We start from the raw sequence: 16,221 nt of genomic DNA, 5'->3' as shown, positions 1-16,221 counted from the left end.
TTTTTATTAGATAAGCATACAAGCTAAACTATTCAATTTGAATATAAATAATTATATCCAATTTTAAAAAAGGAGCGAAAAATTTTGAATTCATATTTTTCAAAACAAAAGAAATGCTGTCGGAGAGTTTGGTGCAGAAGATTTAAATGTTCCTAATGGACTGGCTGTTTTTACGTTATTCGGCTAGTAAGGTATGTTACAACGATACAACTACCAATAACCTTAATTATGTGAATACAAAAGCCCTCCATATTACTTAACTGGAGGGCTTTTGGTAATCTCCTAAATACATTGACTCCCGATAATTTGGGGTTATGTTAACTATTGATGTATATAGAATTCATTTTTTATTTCTTATCGATTTACATTCATAATCTTTAATTTCCTGATCATCCACCACATATGGGCAAGGATCCTCTCGAATAAAACGTACTGCATTTAATCCTATCATTTGGGCTGGTATTGACGTATTACCATCCGGTAAAATCGGAGAGATAGAAAGGTCAGCAACTTTAAGATTTTTGGTCCCAAAGACATTCAAAAATCCATCAAGAACTCCTTCTTTAATATTTTTCCCCATCTTACATTGCCCTCCGAAGTGAGTGAAAAGGGAATACGAAGCTCTGACAAAACCAGCCAATTTAGCCCGCTTTTCATTATCGTCCAAAATTTTAAATATACTTTCATCAGGAAAGACTACTTGATAGATGCCTTCCGGATCGAGTTCACGTGCTCTAACAATCATATTATACGTCTCAATATATTGATCCACCATGAAATTTAGGTCATCTGGATTTGCCAACGGGTTTAAATCAATAGTTGGATATGCCTCTGGGTCACTATGAGAAACCATGACAGTACCTCGGCTGCTTGGATTTACATCTGCAATTCCGATACTCATAATATTACTAGGATTTGTCTCATTAAAATCCCAACCATTTATCGCAATTTCCTGACTGGGTACAAAAAACGGAAATGGAAGGCCTAATAATTGAAGGCGCCGGCCACCAATAGGGTTATTGACTTTTTTAAATGCTCCAAATGCTCCTGGCTGATTAGGATCAGCAGCCAATACCTGAAGAAGTCTTCCTGTTTCCACTCTAATTCCCATACCGACAGAATAGTGTGTTTGGAAGTTGTATCCGACTTGAGGGCTTTCTACTAAAGGCGATATGCCAGCTTTAGCTAAATCTTCAGGCTTACCAATACCTGAGCGTTGAAGTATGACGGAGGAAAATTGGCCTGCAGAGACAATGATTCCTTTTCGGGCATAACTTCGTTGTGACACCCCATTCTTAACATATTGAACGCCAACAGCAATGTTAACTCCTCTTTTTTCTTTAAATAGAATTTTATCTACTGTTGTTTTTGAAAAGATGACCAATTTTCTCTGATCAACTCCAAATTCATCTGATTGGAATTCATTTCCTTGCGTAACAATTTGATTGTTTAAATATCCGGTTGCTGTCGAGGAACGAACCAATTTTCCATTTTCCATCTTTTGAATATATTGGCCTTTTAAGGATGTAACATCTCTTATCCCTGTATTGTAATCCTCTTCAATTGGTATATTAAAAACTTCTGAAGCGGCTTGTGCTAAAGTTTGGATTAATCCTTGATCAGGAATGTTTTGTTGTCTAATAAAAATAGGTCCGTTACTTCCACGTTCTTGAGGACTTTGCGTCATTCCTGTATACGTTTCATTTTTAATAAATAATGAGCGAATACTATCATAATTCCATGCGTTATTATCAACTAATTGTGCCCATACATCATAAAGATCACGACTGCCACGTACAGCTAACATCTGATTATGTTCAGAACTTCCACCAATGACACGACCACTTTGTGTTATCAACTGACGACCTAACGTTTGCTCAATTATAGTAGTGACATGAAATGAATGTCTATTATCAGCAGCATTTAAAATAGAAACTATAAGATTAGGACTGCTTAATTCCTCTGTCATATTTGTTCCTGCTTCAAGAACAAGCACGGAAGTACATTTATCATCCGTTAATTCTTTAGCAATTACCCCTCCGGCAGTACCGGCACCAATCACAATATAATCAAAAATATATTTCTTTGACATCCTATTATTCCTTTCAGTATAAAATTTAAAACAATAAATTCCTATACAATATACTATTAACATATCGGGTTGGCTGCCTGTACTTATGTAGTAGATTAATAGTTTAGAAATGGCTTAGCTCTTATAATAGGATGCTATGTTAACTTTACATGAATATCATATTGCATAAACTTAGCTTGATAGCGATGTAGCTAGCCTATAAAAATCTATATATAGACATTTATAGATTTTTGTTTTTAAATCATTGCAACCATCCGCCGATTTGAAAGATTGTTTACTCCTTCTATTTTTTCATAGCCTTATCGACATTTTGATCGAACGTTTCTTGATAGAGATCAACCGAAGTTTTCACCTCTTCAATCAGTCCATCGCAGAAAGCAACAACGTCTGTTCCTGTAACTTCAAGCACCTTTAAATACCCGAATTTTCAATCTATTGAAGATTATCACCTAACCAACCTCGAATAATTGACATACATAAGGAGGTTGATCTATTTTGTTTCGTTCATTTACAAATGGTTGCGTCGCCTTAGTGCAACGCTTCTTGCCAGAACCGTTTATTTTATCATGTTTATTAACTGTTTTCGTTATCTTCTTCAGCATGTTTGCAACGCACCAAACACCGGTTGAGATGATTAATCATTGAGGCAAATAGTGAAGGACTTTCACTTGGCGGAGCTATTTCTAATTTCTTTATTAGCATTTCAAACGAAACGACTTTCCCGCTCTTTACATTTTTAAGTGCTGGCATCGTTAATATTTTCGTTCCATCTGGTGGCGGTCAATGGGCTGTACAAGCACCAATTATGATTCCAGCTGGCGCTGAACTTGGTGTACCTGCTGCAAAAACAGCGATGGCCATTACGCGAGGCGATGCTTGGACGAATTTAATTCAACCTTTCTGGGCATTACCAGCATTAGCGATAGCTGGTTTAGGTGCTCGTGATATTATGGGATTTTGCGTTGTTAACTTACTATATGCAGGTTTTATCATTAGTCTATGCTTCTTATTTATTTAAATAAATAAGAAGCTAGTTTTATACTAGCTTTTTTACATAATAAATTATTTACCCCGCATTAACGGGCAGTAAACTCTCATCCATACGCAAAGCAGTTAGGTGTGAGATCAACTGCCCGTAAATGCCCGATTGGTTCAACTAATAATCAGTGGGAAGAACAAAACCCCCACTGATTAAAGTTTCACTTTATTTCCCATGCAATTTATAATCGTTTCCCACTCTATCTCCGTAAGATGTAATGACTCAAATGCAAAAAAATCTTCACATACTTTTTCAATTAGATGTGGATTTCCCCTTAAGAAATCCCACCGTAACACTTTAGGAAGAAAATACATTTCATATTCTTTACTTCCCCGTACCACCTCATCCACTTCTCTTTCACAAATGCCTCGTATTAAATAATCATTTCTTAATTGTATTTGAACTTGCCCGAACACTTCGCTACATTTCTTCAATTGAAGTAAACATGTAATGTACGTCCGAAAAAGTTCATCATCATACTGACAACACTTTATAATACGATCAAGTTCATTCATAATGTACGAGCCTTTTCTTTCATAGTTAAAGCTTCCCCTTCTTTAACATCTTCTCTACAACTTGCACGTTTTTTGAACTTTGCAACAATCGGTTTAATACTGTAAGTAACTCCTCTTTTTCTAAATCTTCCAGTTTCTCTTTAACTGTACTCTCACCTACATGTTGAATATCATAAACAACTGCCGCCATATGCTTGCAAAGATTCTCATACGGACATTCGCAGCTACTTTCTGCGAAATCTTCTAGATCAATAATTACTTCATAGTTTCCTGCATTTCCAGTAACAAAAGCAAATACTTTCTTGTTGTGTATTTCAACATCTTCTACATGCCCATCTTCGTAATATTCATATCCTCTATCTATAATATACTTTGGAATCCATTTCGTTATATCTTTTAATAAGTAAGCGTACATACTTGCACCTCTTCCTTTAATTCCCTTTTGACTTAAAAAAACCTGCATGTTATTCTAATAACTGTCAAATAGCGAGTCTATATGACAAAACGACTGACACCTATTCGGCGGAGGTGTCTCTTTTCATTTGCAGCCGATACGAAGTGCCTCTTTCAGGCACATTCAATCTTTGACACTACACACTCAACACCATTCCCTGTATCAGGCTGCTTTAGCAGTCTTTTACACTACATACTTCAAAAAAAAGAGAGCCTAGCTCCCTTTTCTCGCCTTATAAAATACCCCTTTTTCAGCATAGAGATATTCATCATCAGCTAAAGTAATTTTCCCATCCAGTTTTAGTTCGTCTAATAGCCTTGATAAATAAAATTGATGTAACATCTTTTTCGTGAATTTTCCTTCATGATGCGAAACGATATGTTCTTGAATATCTAACAATGATATTGGCTTATCTTGCTCTATCATATATTCATAAACTGTACTACGCAGTTTTACGTATTTTTCGAGTGTCACAGTAATGCGCAACCCCTTTCTTCTTAATATAAATTTTCGTAATCGGTTTTTTTTGCAACAAAAAAACCTCTCCGATAAGAAGAAGTTACGTATATCTTCGTCTTATCTCCCAGAACAAATATGTTCTGCTGGAATTAGCACCTGCATCGCGGTTGCTGGGTTTCATCGGGCCAGTCCCTCCACCTCTCTGGATAAGAAAATATTCACTTTAAAATTAACTATACGTAATTTCACTTTAATTGTCAAACAAATATAACAAATTATATTTTCTTTTTTACTGTTCATACTATACATATATGAACATTCAAGGAGGAGTATGAAATGCATCAAAACGCCCGTGGATATGTACAAGATTCTTTTCAATCATTACAAGAAGCAAAACATTGTTTAGAAGAAGCACTACAGACTGTTGAAAAAGATTTTAATCGCGCTCGTATTGAACAATCCCTTTATGCGATCGAACAAGCTATTCAACGCTGCGATTACACCGTTCACATTTTAGAACAAGATTGAAAAAACTTCCCATCATACGGTGGGAAGCTTTTTCAAATGGCATACTTCATTATTATTGCCGTTATGATTAGAAAATATACAGAATTAACAATTTCTAAAATTCCTACTTTTATGATAGAAATCTTTTTGCCATACAACACTATTGCTCGAATAACACTTGGTATAAAAATAAGAGAACACCACGGATTCATAGTAAAAATGATAATCGTTAATACAATATGATACCCCCAAGATATAAGACGATATTTCGGGTTATTTTTCTCACGAATCATCGTTTTTACATAAAACGTACTTCCTAAAAAATATAAAAATGAAATAAGCGCAATGAATAATGCTGTTGTATCTATGAGTTTCATTGAAAAATAATAACTGACTAAACCACCGATACAGAAAACAATAATCGCGCTAATGTCATTTAGTAATGCTCTTTCATTCTTTTGACGAGCGTAATACATATTTACAATAAACAATGGAATCATGACTACTACGAATAAAAGAATTCGCCATTCATATAATAAAGAAATCATTCCAAATATGAATGCAATCATAAAATACACAATTGCAGCGTGTAAAAACTCTTTTTTTCGTCTTTGCTTTATGTACATGAGAAATGGATACGTAGCTAAATAGATAAAAAACCAAGCTAAAAACAATGGAATATGATACATAGTAGGTTTCCCAATTATGACGCTTAATAGAAATGGTATAACAAGCATGGCCCATGCACCATGTTGCTTCGGAATAACTAACTTCATTAACTATACACCTCCCTTTTGAAAACAGTTCTCACCTACTATTATACAAATAATTTTATATAATAACGGATATATATTGGATCTATTTTTTGACAACAAAAAATGCTCCTTACAATATGTAAGAAGCATGAAAGAGGCAAACGAATATGTAAGTCGCGACCCTACCTTATATGAGTATGCTTTTCTATGCCATGTTATGCTTATCTAATATGCCATATTTCCTTTTAAATCTTGTAAGAATTGTAATCCAAGACGTACTAAATAGTAGTAAGAATACAACATTCGAAATCGCATGGCTCAAATCGAAATAAAAACTTGCGATATAGTATGAAATAACTGTTTCCCACGTTGCTTCCTGTATAAAACCGAGCAGCCCCCAGAAATTCATGATCCAGCCAAATAAAAAGCCAACGAAAAATCCGTATAGTAGTCTTCCCCATAACTTTTTCATTAAAAATGTATTGCGTAATAATCCAGCTATGAAACCAATCATACCCCATGAAAACATTTGCCACGGCGTCCACGGACCTTGTCCTAAAAAAATGTTGGACACAATCGCCGCTGTTGCACCGATCATAAAACCAGTTTCACTCCCAAACACAATTGCTGAAACGATAATGACAAAAGAAGTTGGTTGTACACTTGGTAAAATAGAAAATGGTACCCTACTTACTGCTGCAATTGCTGCTAATACGGCAACGAGAACAATTTCACGTGAAACAAATGCTTTCCTTTCAAATCGGACATAGAAAGGTAATATAATAACAGCTAATACAAACAAACTACTTAACATGTAATAACCGTCCATAATAAGTGTCGTAAAGAGTAATGTGCCTATTAGTAGTGCAAAAATACATATTATGAATGCAACATATCGTTTGGACACGCTTCGTACACATCCTCCCACGTTAATGCATATGGCAATTCTTTTCGAATGAATCGATTAATCGATGTCGTATAAAAGAAATTGCCGCTAAAAAACTCTTTCGGTGCATCATTCATAATAACTGTTCCATCAAATAACATCATGCATTGATCCACGTATTTCGCCGCAAACTCAATGTCATGCGTTGCCATTACAATTGTTGTCCCTTCTTTTTGCAACTTCTTAAATAGCTCTCCTACTCTTTTTTTCTTCCATGGATCTAGTCCCTTTGTCGGTTCATCAAGTAATAATAACGTTGGCTTTGACAATAACGTTGTACATAACGCGAGTAATTGTTGCTCTCCCCCGCTACAATCATGCGGATGGCGTTCTTTAAGCGCATATAGCCAAAACTTTTTAAGCTGTTGTTCTGCCATTTCTCTTCCTTGTTCTCCGTATAATTCCCGTGCACGTTCATACACTTCATCCCACACTGTATCAAATGTAAAATGATAATATGGATGCTGCGATACATACCCGATCCTTTTAAACCGTTCTTTCGAATCAATTTTATGTATCACTTTCCCATTCCACTTTACTTTCCCTCTTCTCGCTTTTTGTAACCCCGCTAAAATCATCAAAAGTGTAGACTTACCTGTACCATTTTTTCCAACAAGAGCTACCCATTTTCCTTTCTCGATCGATACTGTTAAATCTCGTAAAATAAGCGGACTATTTTTTTCATATTGAAAAGATATATGCTCTGCACTTAAAATAATTTCTTGCTTTTCACTTTGTGCTATTGGCTCATATACATATGATATTGCTGAAAAATCATTCATTTTCATTTGCGCCTCTCGCACTGTAAACGGAATATCTTTCGCATTCCACTCTAAAAACAATCTTGGAATTTGCGGAATAAATGGACGGAACTTTTCTACTTCCCACATATTCGATACAACCGTTTTCGGACTACCGTCATACACGATTCGTCCGTTATTCATGCAAATGATGCGCGTTGCGAGTGGTATTACTTCATCTAAACGATGTTCACTTAAAATAATCGTAATTCCAAGCTCTTCATTAATACGCTTTAACAATCCTAAAAACTCTTTTGCAGCAATCGGATCTAACTGCGCTGTCGGTTCATCTAATAATAGTAGTTTCGGCTGCATAACTAATACCGCAGCTAAATTGACAAGTTGCTTTTGCCCGCCAGATAGCGTATGAACAGATTGGTGCAATAAATCTTGAAATCCTAAGAAACTAATAAGCTCAGCTATTCGTTTTTGAATAATATGAGATGGTAACCCGATATTTTCTAAAGAAAATGCTAATTCTTGAATCACTGTATCCATTACGAGCTGGTTTTCTGGATTTTGAAACACCATTCCAATTTCTTGTGCAGATAATAAATCTGGTACTCCCTCTAATAAAACACCTTCATAAAACAACTCTCCCGAACGCGTACCGATTGGAAGTAACTCCTTTTTAAAATGTTTTAATAAAGTCGTCTTCCCAGAACCCGATCCGCCCACAAGTGTAATGAACTCACCTTTTTGAACAGAAAGAGAAATATGCTGTAACGCGTATTCGTTTTCATCAGCATATACAAATGATAAATTGTTTATTTCTGCATGCGCCACCATATCCACTCCCTTCCTTCCATCATAATTGGTAAACTAATAAACATCGTAAATACTACAAACATCATCCCGTCGTATTGCTGAAATAGCATAGATTCGACTTTCGGATAAATAATTAATTTTCCTCCGCCATAATTACTAAAGATGACAGCAGCTATAAATAGAATTATTAAATAACTGAGCATATACCAATCGCGTTTTTCCATTCTATATCGAATATACGTTGTACGCTTCGTTACACCAAATCCACGAGCTTGCATAGAATCGGCCGTTTGCAGTGCATCTTCTAACGAACAAATTAATAACACTTGCAACAATTGCATACCATTTTTCACGCGTTCAATAATGGAACCTGCATCAACTTGTACACCTTTCGTTTTTTGTACGAGTGTAATTTTCTGCAACCGCCTAATAAACAACGGCACAAACCTTACTGTAATCATCGTTAACAATGCAACTTTCGGTGAAATTCTAGAAAACAAATATAAAAATTTATGACTTGAAATAATATCATTATACGACGCGAACGTGAACATAATCGCAACTAGTAATAATCCCATTACTAGTCCGAACATAATTGCCTCAAGCTTAATACGGCTATCACCTAACCAGAATAACGTAGTTCGGCCTCTATGCGTTAATAACGAATTAAATAAAATCACCATAAAAAAGAAGACGATTGTGCCCGGTAACATTTTTCTTATCTTTTCGCTATTCCCTTGCATCACATTTAACATAACGATTAATAGTATTGCTCCAATTAAAAAAAGAGGATGAAGACACATCATACATAGTATCATCACCCCGATATAATAGAAAAAATTCACAAAAGGATGTAAAGAAGAAAAACTTATTTTCATAGTCCTTTACCGAATGCCTTTCTTATTTTAATACAAACACCCACTCGATTGTATCTCCTGGTTTTACTGTCACTACACCAGCACTATGGTTTGGAAACGAACCGTTCACACGATATTTCCATCCACTAGTAGCGGTAATATCTTTTTCATATAAATCATTAATCCCTTTTACATAAATACCGTCTTTAGAGCCCATCGCATCCACATCTAATCCTGTACGCTGCAATACTTTATAAACAGTATCGCCTTCTTGTACATCAATCTTTTTCGCACCTAATAAGTATCCTTCATTACCTTTTACGGAAATAGTAACTTGTTTTGCTTTAGGTTCTGGTATTGGATCTGGTTTTTTTGGTTCAGGAGTTGGTACTGCCGGAGTCGGTATCGTTTTCTCCTCTTTATTCGGATCAACCTTTTGCTCCTGCTTCGGTGTTTCTTTCGGCTGATTCACAACCTTCGCTTCTTCATTTACTTCTTGCGCTTTCGGTTGCTGTTGTTTCTCTTCTTGTGCTTTTTGTTGTTCTGGTTGTTTCGTAGCAGCCGGTTGTTCCTGAGGCTTTTCTTCTTTCTTTACTTCTGGTTGTTCCTGAGGCTTCTCTTCTACTTTTTGTTCTTGTTTCTCTTTTTGCTCTTCTTGCTTATTTTGCTCTGGTTCAGCCTGTTTTTCTTCCGGTTTTACTTTATCTTTTTGTTCTTCTTGTTTCGCTACCTCTTCTTGCTTTGGTTCTACCTTCTTCTCTGGCTGTACAGCCGCCTCTTCACATCCGGCAAGTAGCCCGAGCGAAAGCATTAAAGAAATGAACCATTTCACCTTACTCATCTTATCTCTCACCTTTCATACAAAAATTAGGAGCAAATGATTGCTCCTAATTTTTGTTAAGCTGCTTTACGTCTCCATAATACATATGCAGAAGCAATACATAATACACCCATACCTACTTCTGCAGCCACACTATGAGAAGATGCTCCTGTTTTTGGTAGCATGTTATCATTTCCGGATTTTTTATTTTTAGCCGGTTCGTTATCTACAACAACTTTTACATTTTCATTTTTTGTTTCTTGTTGCACTTGTTTTTCTTCTTGTGGTTGTTCAGTAACTTCTTTTTCTACTACAACTTTTTCTGAATCCACATTAGGTTTTGTATCTATTTCAGTGACAGATACATTTGACCAATCATAAATCGATTTCCCAGGCTCTTTAAACTGAATTAAAGCTAATAATGCTTGCTCTGTAGCTATTCCACTACCGTTTTGATCACTTGGTAACCATTTGAATTCACCATTTGGAAGTTGATATGACAGTAGATTTTGCATTGCCTTGTGAAGACGATTTTGATCTACATCTTTAACAAGTGATAATCCAATAATTACTTGCGCAGTACTATTTGAATTTTCTTGTCCATCTGCAGAAAACCCGCCATTTTCTAGCTGCTCTTTATATAAATACGCAACAGCTTTTTGCACAGCTGGTTTCACATCTGGTCGCTCTTGATAAGGAGCTAATGCTGATAACACCATAGCCGTTACATCAACGCTACTAGCACTTTCTTTACTGCTTGCACTATCATAAGTCCAGCCACCATCTGTGTGTTGCGTGTTTAAAAGTGACTCTACTAACGCAACTCGATTCCATTTTGATTCAACTGGAATCTCATATTTCTTCGTATCAAATGCAAGTAAAGCAAATGCATAACCTGTAACAGAATTCACTTTATCTGATTCATACAATTTTTGAACTAAGTTATGTTCTCCTACCTTTTTAGGATCTGCATTCATTGCATTCATCATAATAATCGTTCTAGCTAAATCTGTTGCTGAAAAACGATTCACACGCTTTTCTACTTTTTCTGTTACTGCTTTAACGTAATTTAATTGCGCCTCAATTGGTACATTCTTACCAGAACGAGCAAGTCCTAAAGCTACCCAATCACTTTCAATTCCATCTTGTAACATCTTTTCAGACGTTTTAGAAATTGCTTCGTTTACTTGTGCTGCAGGAACTTGAATGTTCTCTTGCTTTGGTTCTTCTGGTTTTGGATCATCTGTCTTTGGTTCTTCAACAGTTTTACAAGTTCCAAATTTATCTAATGTTTGTTGTAATGTTTCTTGACTCATATTGCTCCAGTCTGAAACATAGCGGAATACAATAACGTCTCCAGACTCTAATTTATAACTATCTGCCCCAACTTGTGCAGCTTTATCATTTACATCATACAACCAACCGCTTGTGTCCCCAGCCATTAAGCCGTCAATGCCTTTTACATACGTTCCAAACGACATCGTTTCAGATGTTACTTTGTCCCCCATGACTTTTTGCAGCAAACTTAAAGCTGTTTCCCCATCTTCAATTTGCTCTTCTTTCGGACATAACATAATGCCTTTTTGTGATTCACCAATAATTGCAAGTTTTGCTGTATTTCCTTCAGCAAACGTAATATGTACTGTATTCGCAAAAGAAACAAATACAAGTGTAACTGCCATTAACGACGTAAGCAGCCATTTTTTTAATGTTGCCATCCCAAAATTTCCTCCCTTACTACCATTTACACAAAAAAAGGCCCTTCAAGGGCGTGCGATTGACACTCTTTTTTTGTAAGTGCCGAACAAAAATGCACAACACCTCCTACCCGCATCATTTGCGGCTATATTTGTATAGGAAAAATAATTTCGTTTATGAACGTATCATTGTGATAACATTCACTTTTCTAGGCAAAACTAACTTCCATTTAAGTTATCGTAAAACGATAAACCTATACATTCTGTAAATTATAAATTTCTGTATTATTTTACTATTGACAAAGGATTTTGTCCACGCTTTATCGGATTTATTTTGTAAGAATAATAACTTTCTAATCTCTTAACTATGCAAACTCTTTTCACTAATAATAATCCCATCTTCATCCGCATAAACATATTCATTTGGCTTCCATTCTACTCCTCCAAATTGTAATGAAATATTCCTGTCGCCTTTTCCTTCTTTTACACTTCTATTTGGCATCGTTCCTAACGCTAAAATACCAATATTAATATTCTTTAGTTCACTAGAATCACGAACATATCCATTCACAATAATCCCTGCCAGCTTTCTTTCTTCCGCAATAGCTGCCAAATTATCGCCGAGTAACGCACAATTCGTAGAAGCTCCTCCATCAACAACTAATACCGTTCCTTCTGGTAATGTTTGCAATCCTTCCTTCACTAGTACATTATCATCCTTCACTTTTACCGTTGCAATTTTCCCGTGGAATTGTTCTTTCTTCCCAAAAGACCGAAAAGACTGGCGGCATATTTGTAATTCTTTTTCAAACTCATCACATAGATCCGTAGTTTTCCACATCTTTTTCCCTCTTTTCCTTTTTCTTTCTATATAACTTATTCTTGGATTATTTTCGTTTCCCTGTCTATTGTTGCAATAATTTGTATGTAGACGAACGATCTTAGAAAACTAGATTGCAATTTGCTTCAGCAAAAACTTCTATACGATTGAAACGTTACGAACTACTTTAGTAGTGAATAAGAAAACAGCAAATACCCCGAAACAAACAACTTTTGTCGTTCATGTCGGGGTTACTTAGCCTTTCTTTACTAGAAATAATGTTATTTACTTGGCAACGTATCGATATACTTTTTAACTACTTCATATACATATTCTTGATTTGCCGCTGCTGTGTTTGGATTGTATTTTCCGCCGTTCGTTTTATTGTTAGATAATACTCGAATTCCTAAAAATGGTACGTCATACGCTTTTGCGATTTGCGCTGCTGCAGCGCCTTCCATTTCTTCAACAGATGTACCGTATTTTGTATGGAACCATTTAATTCTATCCACTTCATTATTCCAAACATCTGCTGAGCCAATCGTACCTTCAACTACTTTACCTTTTGTATATGTGTCTTTTACCGCATTCGCTGCTGCAAGTAAATCCTTATCTCCCTCGTAGTATCGGACTTTCTCAGCATTTGGATCTTCTCCTGCACTTCCTTCAGAAGCCATTAAGTCCATAGATATCCATTTTGTCGGCTCAATCCCTTGATTCTCATCCATATTTGTTGTTTTTAATGAACCTATGTTTGCTACTTGTTTTCCTAAAACGATATCAAATACATTTAAATTTGGATCATGTCCACCTGATGTTCCTTGGTTAATAATCGCCTGAGGCTTATATTTTTCAATAGCCACTGCTGTAGCGGCTGCTGTATTTTCCATTCCTTTACCTGTTTTCGCTACGATGACAGGATAATTATCGACAGTTCCTTTATAAAATACGAAAGTTCCAGACTTTTCTTCTTTCACATTTTTTAATCTTTTTGCAAAATTTTCAGCTTCTATCGGCATTGGCCCTTGAATTAAGATTGGTTTTTGATTGCTTTTTGCCTCAACTTGTTTCGGACTCGCATTACATCCCGCAAGTATCGAGAATGACAATGCAACAGTAGTTACTAGGGCAGCACATTTTTTTAACGTATTCTTCTTCATAAATAATCTCCTCTTTCTCTTGTTGTTTTCTATACTCGATGCTTTGGTCCAAACAAAAAAGTTCTAGAAATTGTAGAAGAATCTCTACTTTCTAGAACTACGGTAGTCAAAGTGAATTCAGCAAAAGGTAAGGAGAATGCTAAATTATAGATCGGTAGCGCTCATTACACAGAACGACCGAATACTTTAACCCGTAGTCCAGTTCTTTCATTGGGAACTAGGTAGAAACGCTCGGACCATATTACCGAGTATATACGAGTGGTGTTATTTAAAATTATTATATTGGTAATATAACAAACTTTTTGTATATTTGCAATTAAAATATGAATGTTTTTCAGAAATATTTTAATAACGTTCGTTTTTATCGCCATCAAACAACGAAAACCCTCATTTACAAATGTAAAATCACGTAAAAACTTAAATATCCATATACTAAACCAACCTAAAACGTCCAATATTTTACAGACAATTACTCTTCCTTCTAACTCCATTTCAAATTTCTATATAACTATTAAAAAACTGAAACACAAAAACAGGCAATGGAGAAAATGCTGTCCATTGCCTGGGAATACATGAAATATGTGATGTATGACTTACTTCTTAACTATTTAATTTTTATCTTTCGTATAGACGATGTAGCTAGGCTCATTATAAATCCACTCATCTGTACCAATTCTTAGCCAACCATTCTTTTCTTCGTATACTGTAGCTTTTTCACCTTTGCTTGCTTTTCTAACAACAGAGTAGCTAGATCCTGCTCCGCTGCGAACATTTACCCCAATACCATTTATTTCAACCGTACCAATTCCTTTTTGAACATTCCCAGTTTCAATAACTTGAAGCATGTTTAAAATAAATGCTGCAGTTTCACCACGAGTTGTTGTTCCTTTAGGGACATACATGTTATCTCCCATACCTGTTACAATACCTAAGCCGTATAATCTTTGTACAGCTTCTTTATAGATAATTTGATCTTTATCTGCAAATGGTAAGTTTACCAATGGTCCATTTATTCCTTTATACTGTAAAGCTTTATTTACAATGACCGCTGCTTCTTCTCTTGTAATAGGTGTGTTAGGATCAAAATTACCGTCTCCTCTACCAGAAATGATGCCTGCACTTGCAGAACGTTTAATACCATCTCGTAAAGTTGAATTTGCATCATTTAAATCTTTAAACGTCGCATCTCCAGCTGGAAGACTTAAAGAATTCGAGATTAATTGCGCAAACTCAGCTCTTGTTACAGATCTATTAGGCGCAAAAATGCCGTTTCCTTCTCCTACCATAATACCTCTTCTATTCAAATCACGAATAGCCGATTCATACCAACCTCCCGTTATATCGTCTGTCGGTTGATAAAATTTATTATAATATCCTTCAACGCCATTTACGAATGGAACCCATTGTCCACTATTAATCATCATATCGGGACAGTTTTTACCACTCCATTTTTGATGTTTTACGATGTTGTTTAATGGTACACCCGTTTCTTTCATTAAATAAGCTGCAAGTTTCTTTGCGTTATCGACTGCCTTATTGTAGTCACCATCACTATTAACTGCAATTTCAATTGCAATAGATTCTCTATTACCTGGCCCATCACCATCTCCTGCGTGCCATCCGTTCTCGTTTAATGGTAAGTGTTGATAAATTTCTTTATCATCTACTGTAAAGTGCCATGATGCAGCTCGGTCTGTTTCCCCTACTGCTTGGTTATATAAGTATTGAGCGTGGCTTTTAGCTCCTGCTCCTACGCTTTTATTATCAGTCTCATGAATTGTAATATACTTTGGAATCATATGATTTTGAGGGCGAATATTCTCGTTACCTGCTGGAACAATCCATTCCGTGAATGGAACCCCGTTTATCGTACTAGAAACTGTAGGTGCTGAGAAAGCAAAACTACGCTTTGTTCTACCTGAATTGTGAGGAACCGTTAATGTACCCGTTTCTTCATAAATACCTTCTGAACTTTGAAGACTGTCCACTTTCTTATTATTGACAGTACCTCCACCGCGTCCATCTACCCCTTCAAAACTTTCTTCAATACTTTTTAAAACTTGTTCTTCTGATACTTGAAGTTGATCTGTCCCGCTTTGTTCCTGAACACTTATAGATTGATTGTTATTTACAGATGGTTGTTCTTCTGCAAACGATACCATCGATGAGGATAATACCGTTAGTCCTGCTGTTAATGCTACTACTTTTTTATTCAATCTAATACTCATATTTAATTTAGTATATCTCGCTATTTTAATAGATATACCTTCCTCCTCACACTTCTTCTAATGTACATCCTAATTGTTACATAACACCTTCATTTTTCATTACATATAATCAATCGAAATCTATACATTCTCCCAGATAAATCAATATGTAAGAACATTTCAAACAATTATTAAAGAGAATGATAGAAACTAAAATAGTTTTATCCATTTCAACCATCGAAATGGATAAAACAATACATAACATTTTACTTCATATGTCGTTCTTTTTCTATGAAATTCACATTTTTTTTAATCTTTTCTATAA

General features: G+C 35.6%; 16 protein-coding genes, 1 pseudogene and 2 riboswitches. Of the genes and pseudogenes, 3 read left to right on the top strand and 14 right to left on the bottom strand.

The window, feature by feature from the left end; genetic code table 11:
• Nucleotides 1-340: 340 nt before the first annotated feature.
• Nucleotides 341-2,092 (bottom strand): GMC family oxidoreductase, encoded by a 1,752-nt coding sequence (locus COE49_RS07395; protein ID WP_098840867.1) that lies wholly within the window; start codon nucleotides 2,090-2,092, stop codon nucleotides 341-343.
• Between the two features lie 283 nt (nucleotides 2,093-2,375).
• Nucleotides 2,376-2,501 carry a hypothetical protein gene (locus tag COE49_RS27940; RefSeq protein ID WP_222127083.1) on the bottom strand — a complete coding sequence of 42 codons (126 nt, stop codon included), beginning with the start codon at nucleotides 2,499-2,501 and terminating at the stop codon, nucleotides 2,376-2,378.
• Between the two features lie 86 nt (nucleotides 2,502-2,587).
• Here COE49_RS27940 and COE49_RS27200 point away from each other — a divergent pair, with 86 nt between their 5' ends.
• Nucleotides 2,588-2,737, top strand: coding sequence for a TIGR00366 family protein (locus COE49_RS27200; RefSeq protein WP_176548502.1), 150 nt, complete (start codon nucleotides 2,588-2,590; stop codon nucleotides 2,735-2,737).
• Nucleotides 2,727-3,110: pseudogene (locus tag COE49_RS07390) on the top strand (TIGR00366 family protein); the annotation flags it as partial. The gene COE49_RS27200 and the pseudogene COE49_RS07390, both read left to right, overlap by 11 nt.
• A 173-nt stretch (nucleotides 3,111-3,283) precedes the next feature.
• Here COE49_RS07390 and COE49_RS07385 read toward each other — a convergent pair.
• From COE49_RS07385 to COE49_RS07375, 3 genes are all read right to left on the bottom strand, one after another.
• Nucleotides 3,284-3,646 (bottom strand): group-specific protein, encoded by a 363-nt coding sequence (locus COE49_RS07385; protein WP_088229705.1) that lies wholly within the window; start codon nucleotides 3,644-3,646, stop codon nucleotides 3,284-3,286.
• 25 nt (nucleotides 3,647-3,671) lie between these two features.
• On the bottom strand, nucleotides 3,672-4,109 hold the full coding sequence (locus COE49_RS07380) for an SWIM zinc finger family protein (protein ID WP_098356808.1): 438 nt from the start codon (nucleotides 4,107-4,109) through the stop codon (nucleotides 3,672-3,674).
• Between the two features lie 204 nt (nucleotides 4,110-4,313).
• Nucleotides 4,314-4,574, bottom strand: a complete 261-nt coding sequence (locus COE49_RS07375; RefSeq protein ID WP_000171472.1) for a hypothetical protein — start codon at nucleotides 4,572-4,574, stop codon at nucleotides 4,314-4,316.
• Between the two features lie 99 nt (nucleotides 4,575-4,673).
• A riboswitch (SAM riboswitch) is annotated at nucleotides 4,674-4,772 on the bottom strand.
• 123 nt (nucleotides 4,773-4,895) lie between these two features.
• Between COE49_RS07375 and COE49_RS07370 the strand changes: the two genes are divergently transcribed.
• On the top strand, nucleotides 4,896-5,087 hold the full coding sequence (locus COE49_RS07370; RefSeq protein WP_000554029.1) for a hypothetical protein: 192 nt from the start codon (nucleotides 4,896-4,898) through the stop codon (nucleotides 5,085-5,087).
• A 32-nt stretch (nucleotides 5,088-5,119) separates the two neighbouring features.
• Here the strand turns inward: COE49_RS07370 and COE49_RS07365 are convergent, their stop codons facing one another.
• From COE49_RS07365 to COE49_RS07325, 9 genes are all read right to left on the bottom strand, one after another.
• Nucleotides 5,120-5,842: a YwiC-like family protein gene (locus COE49_RS07365; protein ID WP_098253133.1), complete on the bottom strand. Its 723-nt coding sequence runs from the start codon at nucleotides 5,840-5,842 to the stop codon at nucleotides 5,120-5,122.
• A 184-nt stretch (nucleotides 5,843-6,026) separates the two neighbouring features.
• Entirely contained in the window at nucleotides 6,027-6,728 is a 702-nt protein-coding gene (locus COE49_RS07360; protein ID WP_098356807.1) for an ECF transporter S component, read from the bottom strand.
• On the bottom strand, nucleotides 6,701-8,356 hold the full coding sequence (locus COE49_RS07355; protein ID WP_098253135.1) for an ABC transporter ATP-binding protein: 1,656 nt from the start codon (nucleotides 8,354-8,356) through the stop codon (nucleotides 6,701-6,703). The genes COE49_RS07360 and COE49_RS07355 overlap by 28 nt, the downstream gene beginning before the upstream one ends.
• Nucleotides 8,335-9,213, bottom strand: coding sequence for an energy-coupling factor transporter transmembrane component T (locus tag COE49_RS07350; RefSeq protein ID WP_088229711.1), 879 nt, complete (start codon nucleotides 9,211-9,213; stop codon nucleotides 8,335-8,337). Before COE49_RS07350 ends, COE49_RS07355 begins: the two co-directional genes overlap by 22 nt.
• Before the next feature lie 22 nt (nucleotides 9,214-9,235).
• Entirely contained in the window at nucleotides 9,236-10,033 is a 798-nt protein-coding gene (locus COE49_RS07345) for a DUF4430 domain-containing protein (protein ID WP_098253136.1), read from the bottom strand.
• Between the two features lie 56 nt (nucleotides 10,034-10,089).
• Nucleotides 10,090-11,730, bottom strand: a complete 1,641-nt coding sequence (locus COE49_RS07340; RefSeq protein WP_098253137.1) for a DUF4430 domain-containing protein — start codon at nucleotides 11,728-11,730, stop codon at nucleotides 10,090-10,092.
• Between the two features lie 340 nt (nucleotides 11,731-12,070).
• Entirely contained in the window at nucleotides 12,071-12,550 is a 480-nt protein-coding gene (gene rraA, locus COE49_RS07335) for a ribonuclease E activity regulator RraA (protein ID WP_098253138.1), read from the bottom strand.
• Between the two features lie 260 nt (nucleotides 12,551-12,810).
• Nucleotides 12,811-13,689, bottom strand: a complete 879-nt coding sequence (locus tag COE49_RS07330) for a 5'-methylthioadenosine/S-adenosylhomocysteine nucleosidase (protein ID WP_098253139.1) — start codon at nucleotides 13,687-13,689, stop codon at nucleotides 12,811-12,813.
• A 174-nt stretch (nucleotides 13,690-13,863) separates the two neighbouring features.
• Nucleotides 13,864-13,967, bottom strand: a riboswitch (purine riboswitch).
• A gap of 330 nt (nucleotides 13,968-14,297) precedes the next feature.
• Nucleotides 14,298-15,917 carry an S-layer homology domain-containing protein gene (locus tag COE49_RS07325; RefSeq protein WP_088229716.1) on the bottom strand — a complete coding sequence of 540 codons (1,620 nt, stop codon included), beginning with the start codon at nucleotides 15,915-15,917 and terminating at the stop codon, nucleotides 14,298-14,300.
• Nucleotides 15,918-16,221: the final 304 nt, after the last annotated feature.

The organism is Bacillus sp. AFS029637 (assembly GCF_002584985.1).
Taxonomy (GTDB): domain Bacteria; phylum Bacillota; class Bacilli; order Bacillales; family Bacillaceae_G; genus Bacillus_A.
The sequence above is the reverse complement of the archived record's forward strand: the minus strand, read 5'-3'. Positions and strand labels throughout refer to the sequence as shown.

Coding starts and splice junctions, on each gene's coding strand:
- COE49_RS07395 (WP_098840867.1), bottom strand. CDS start 2,092: ATGTCAAAGAAATATATTTTTGATTATATTGTGATTGGTGCCGGTACT.
- COE49_RS07385 (WP_088229705.1), bottom strand. CDS start 3,646: ATGAATGAACTTGATCGTATTATAAAGTGTTGTCAGTATGATGATGAA.
- COE49_RS07380 (WP_098356808.1), bottom strand. CDS start 4,109: ATGCAGGTTTTTTTAAGTCAAAAGGGAATTAAAGGAAGAGGTGCAAGT.
- COE49_RS07370 (WP_000554029.1), top strand. CDS start 4,896: ATGCATCAAAACGCCCGTGGATATGTACAAGATTCTTTTCAATCATTA.
- COE49_RS07365 (WP_098253133.1), bottom strand. CDS start 5,842: ATGAAGTTAGTTATTCCGAAGCAACATGGTGCATGGGCCATGCTTGTT.
- COE49_RS07355 (WP_098253135.1), bottom strand. CDS start 8,356: ATGGTGGCGCATGCAGAAATAAACAATTTATCATTTGTATATGCTGAT.
- COE49_RS07350 (WP_088229711.1), bottom strand. CDS start 9,213: ATGAAAATAAGTTTTTCTTCTTTACATCCTTTTGTGAATTTTTTCTAT.
- COE49_RS07345 (WP_098253136.1), bottom strand. CDS start 10,033: ATGAGTAAGGTGAAATGGTTCATTTCTTTAATGCTTTCGCTCGGGCTA.
- COE49_RS07340 (WP_098253137.1), bottom strand. CDS start 11,730: ATGGCAACATTAAAAAAATGGCTGCTTACGTCGTTAATGGCAGTTACA.
- rraA (WP_098253138.1), bottom strand. CDS start 12,550: ATGTGGAAAACTACGGATCTATGTGATGAGTTTGAAAAAGAATTACAA.
- COE49_RS07330 (WP_098253139.1), bottom strand. CDS start 13,689: ATGAAGAAGAATACGTTAAAAAAATGTGCTGCCCTAGTAACTACTGTT.
- COE49_RS07325 (WP_088229716.1), bottom strand. CDS start 15,917: ATGAGTATTAGATTGAATAAAAAAGTAGTAGCATTAACAGCAGGACTA.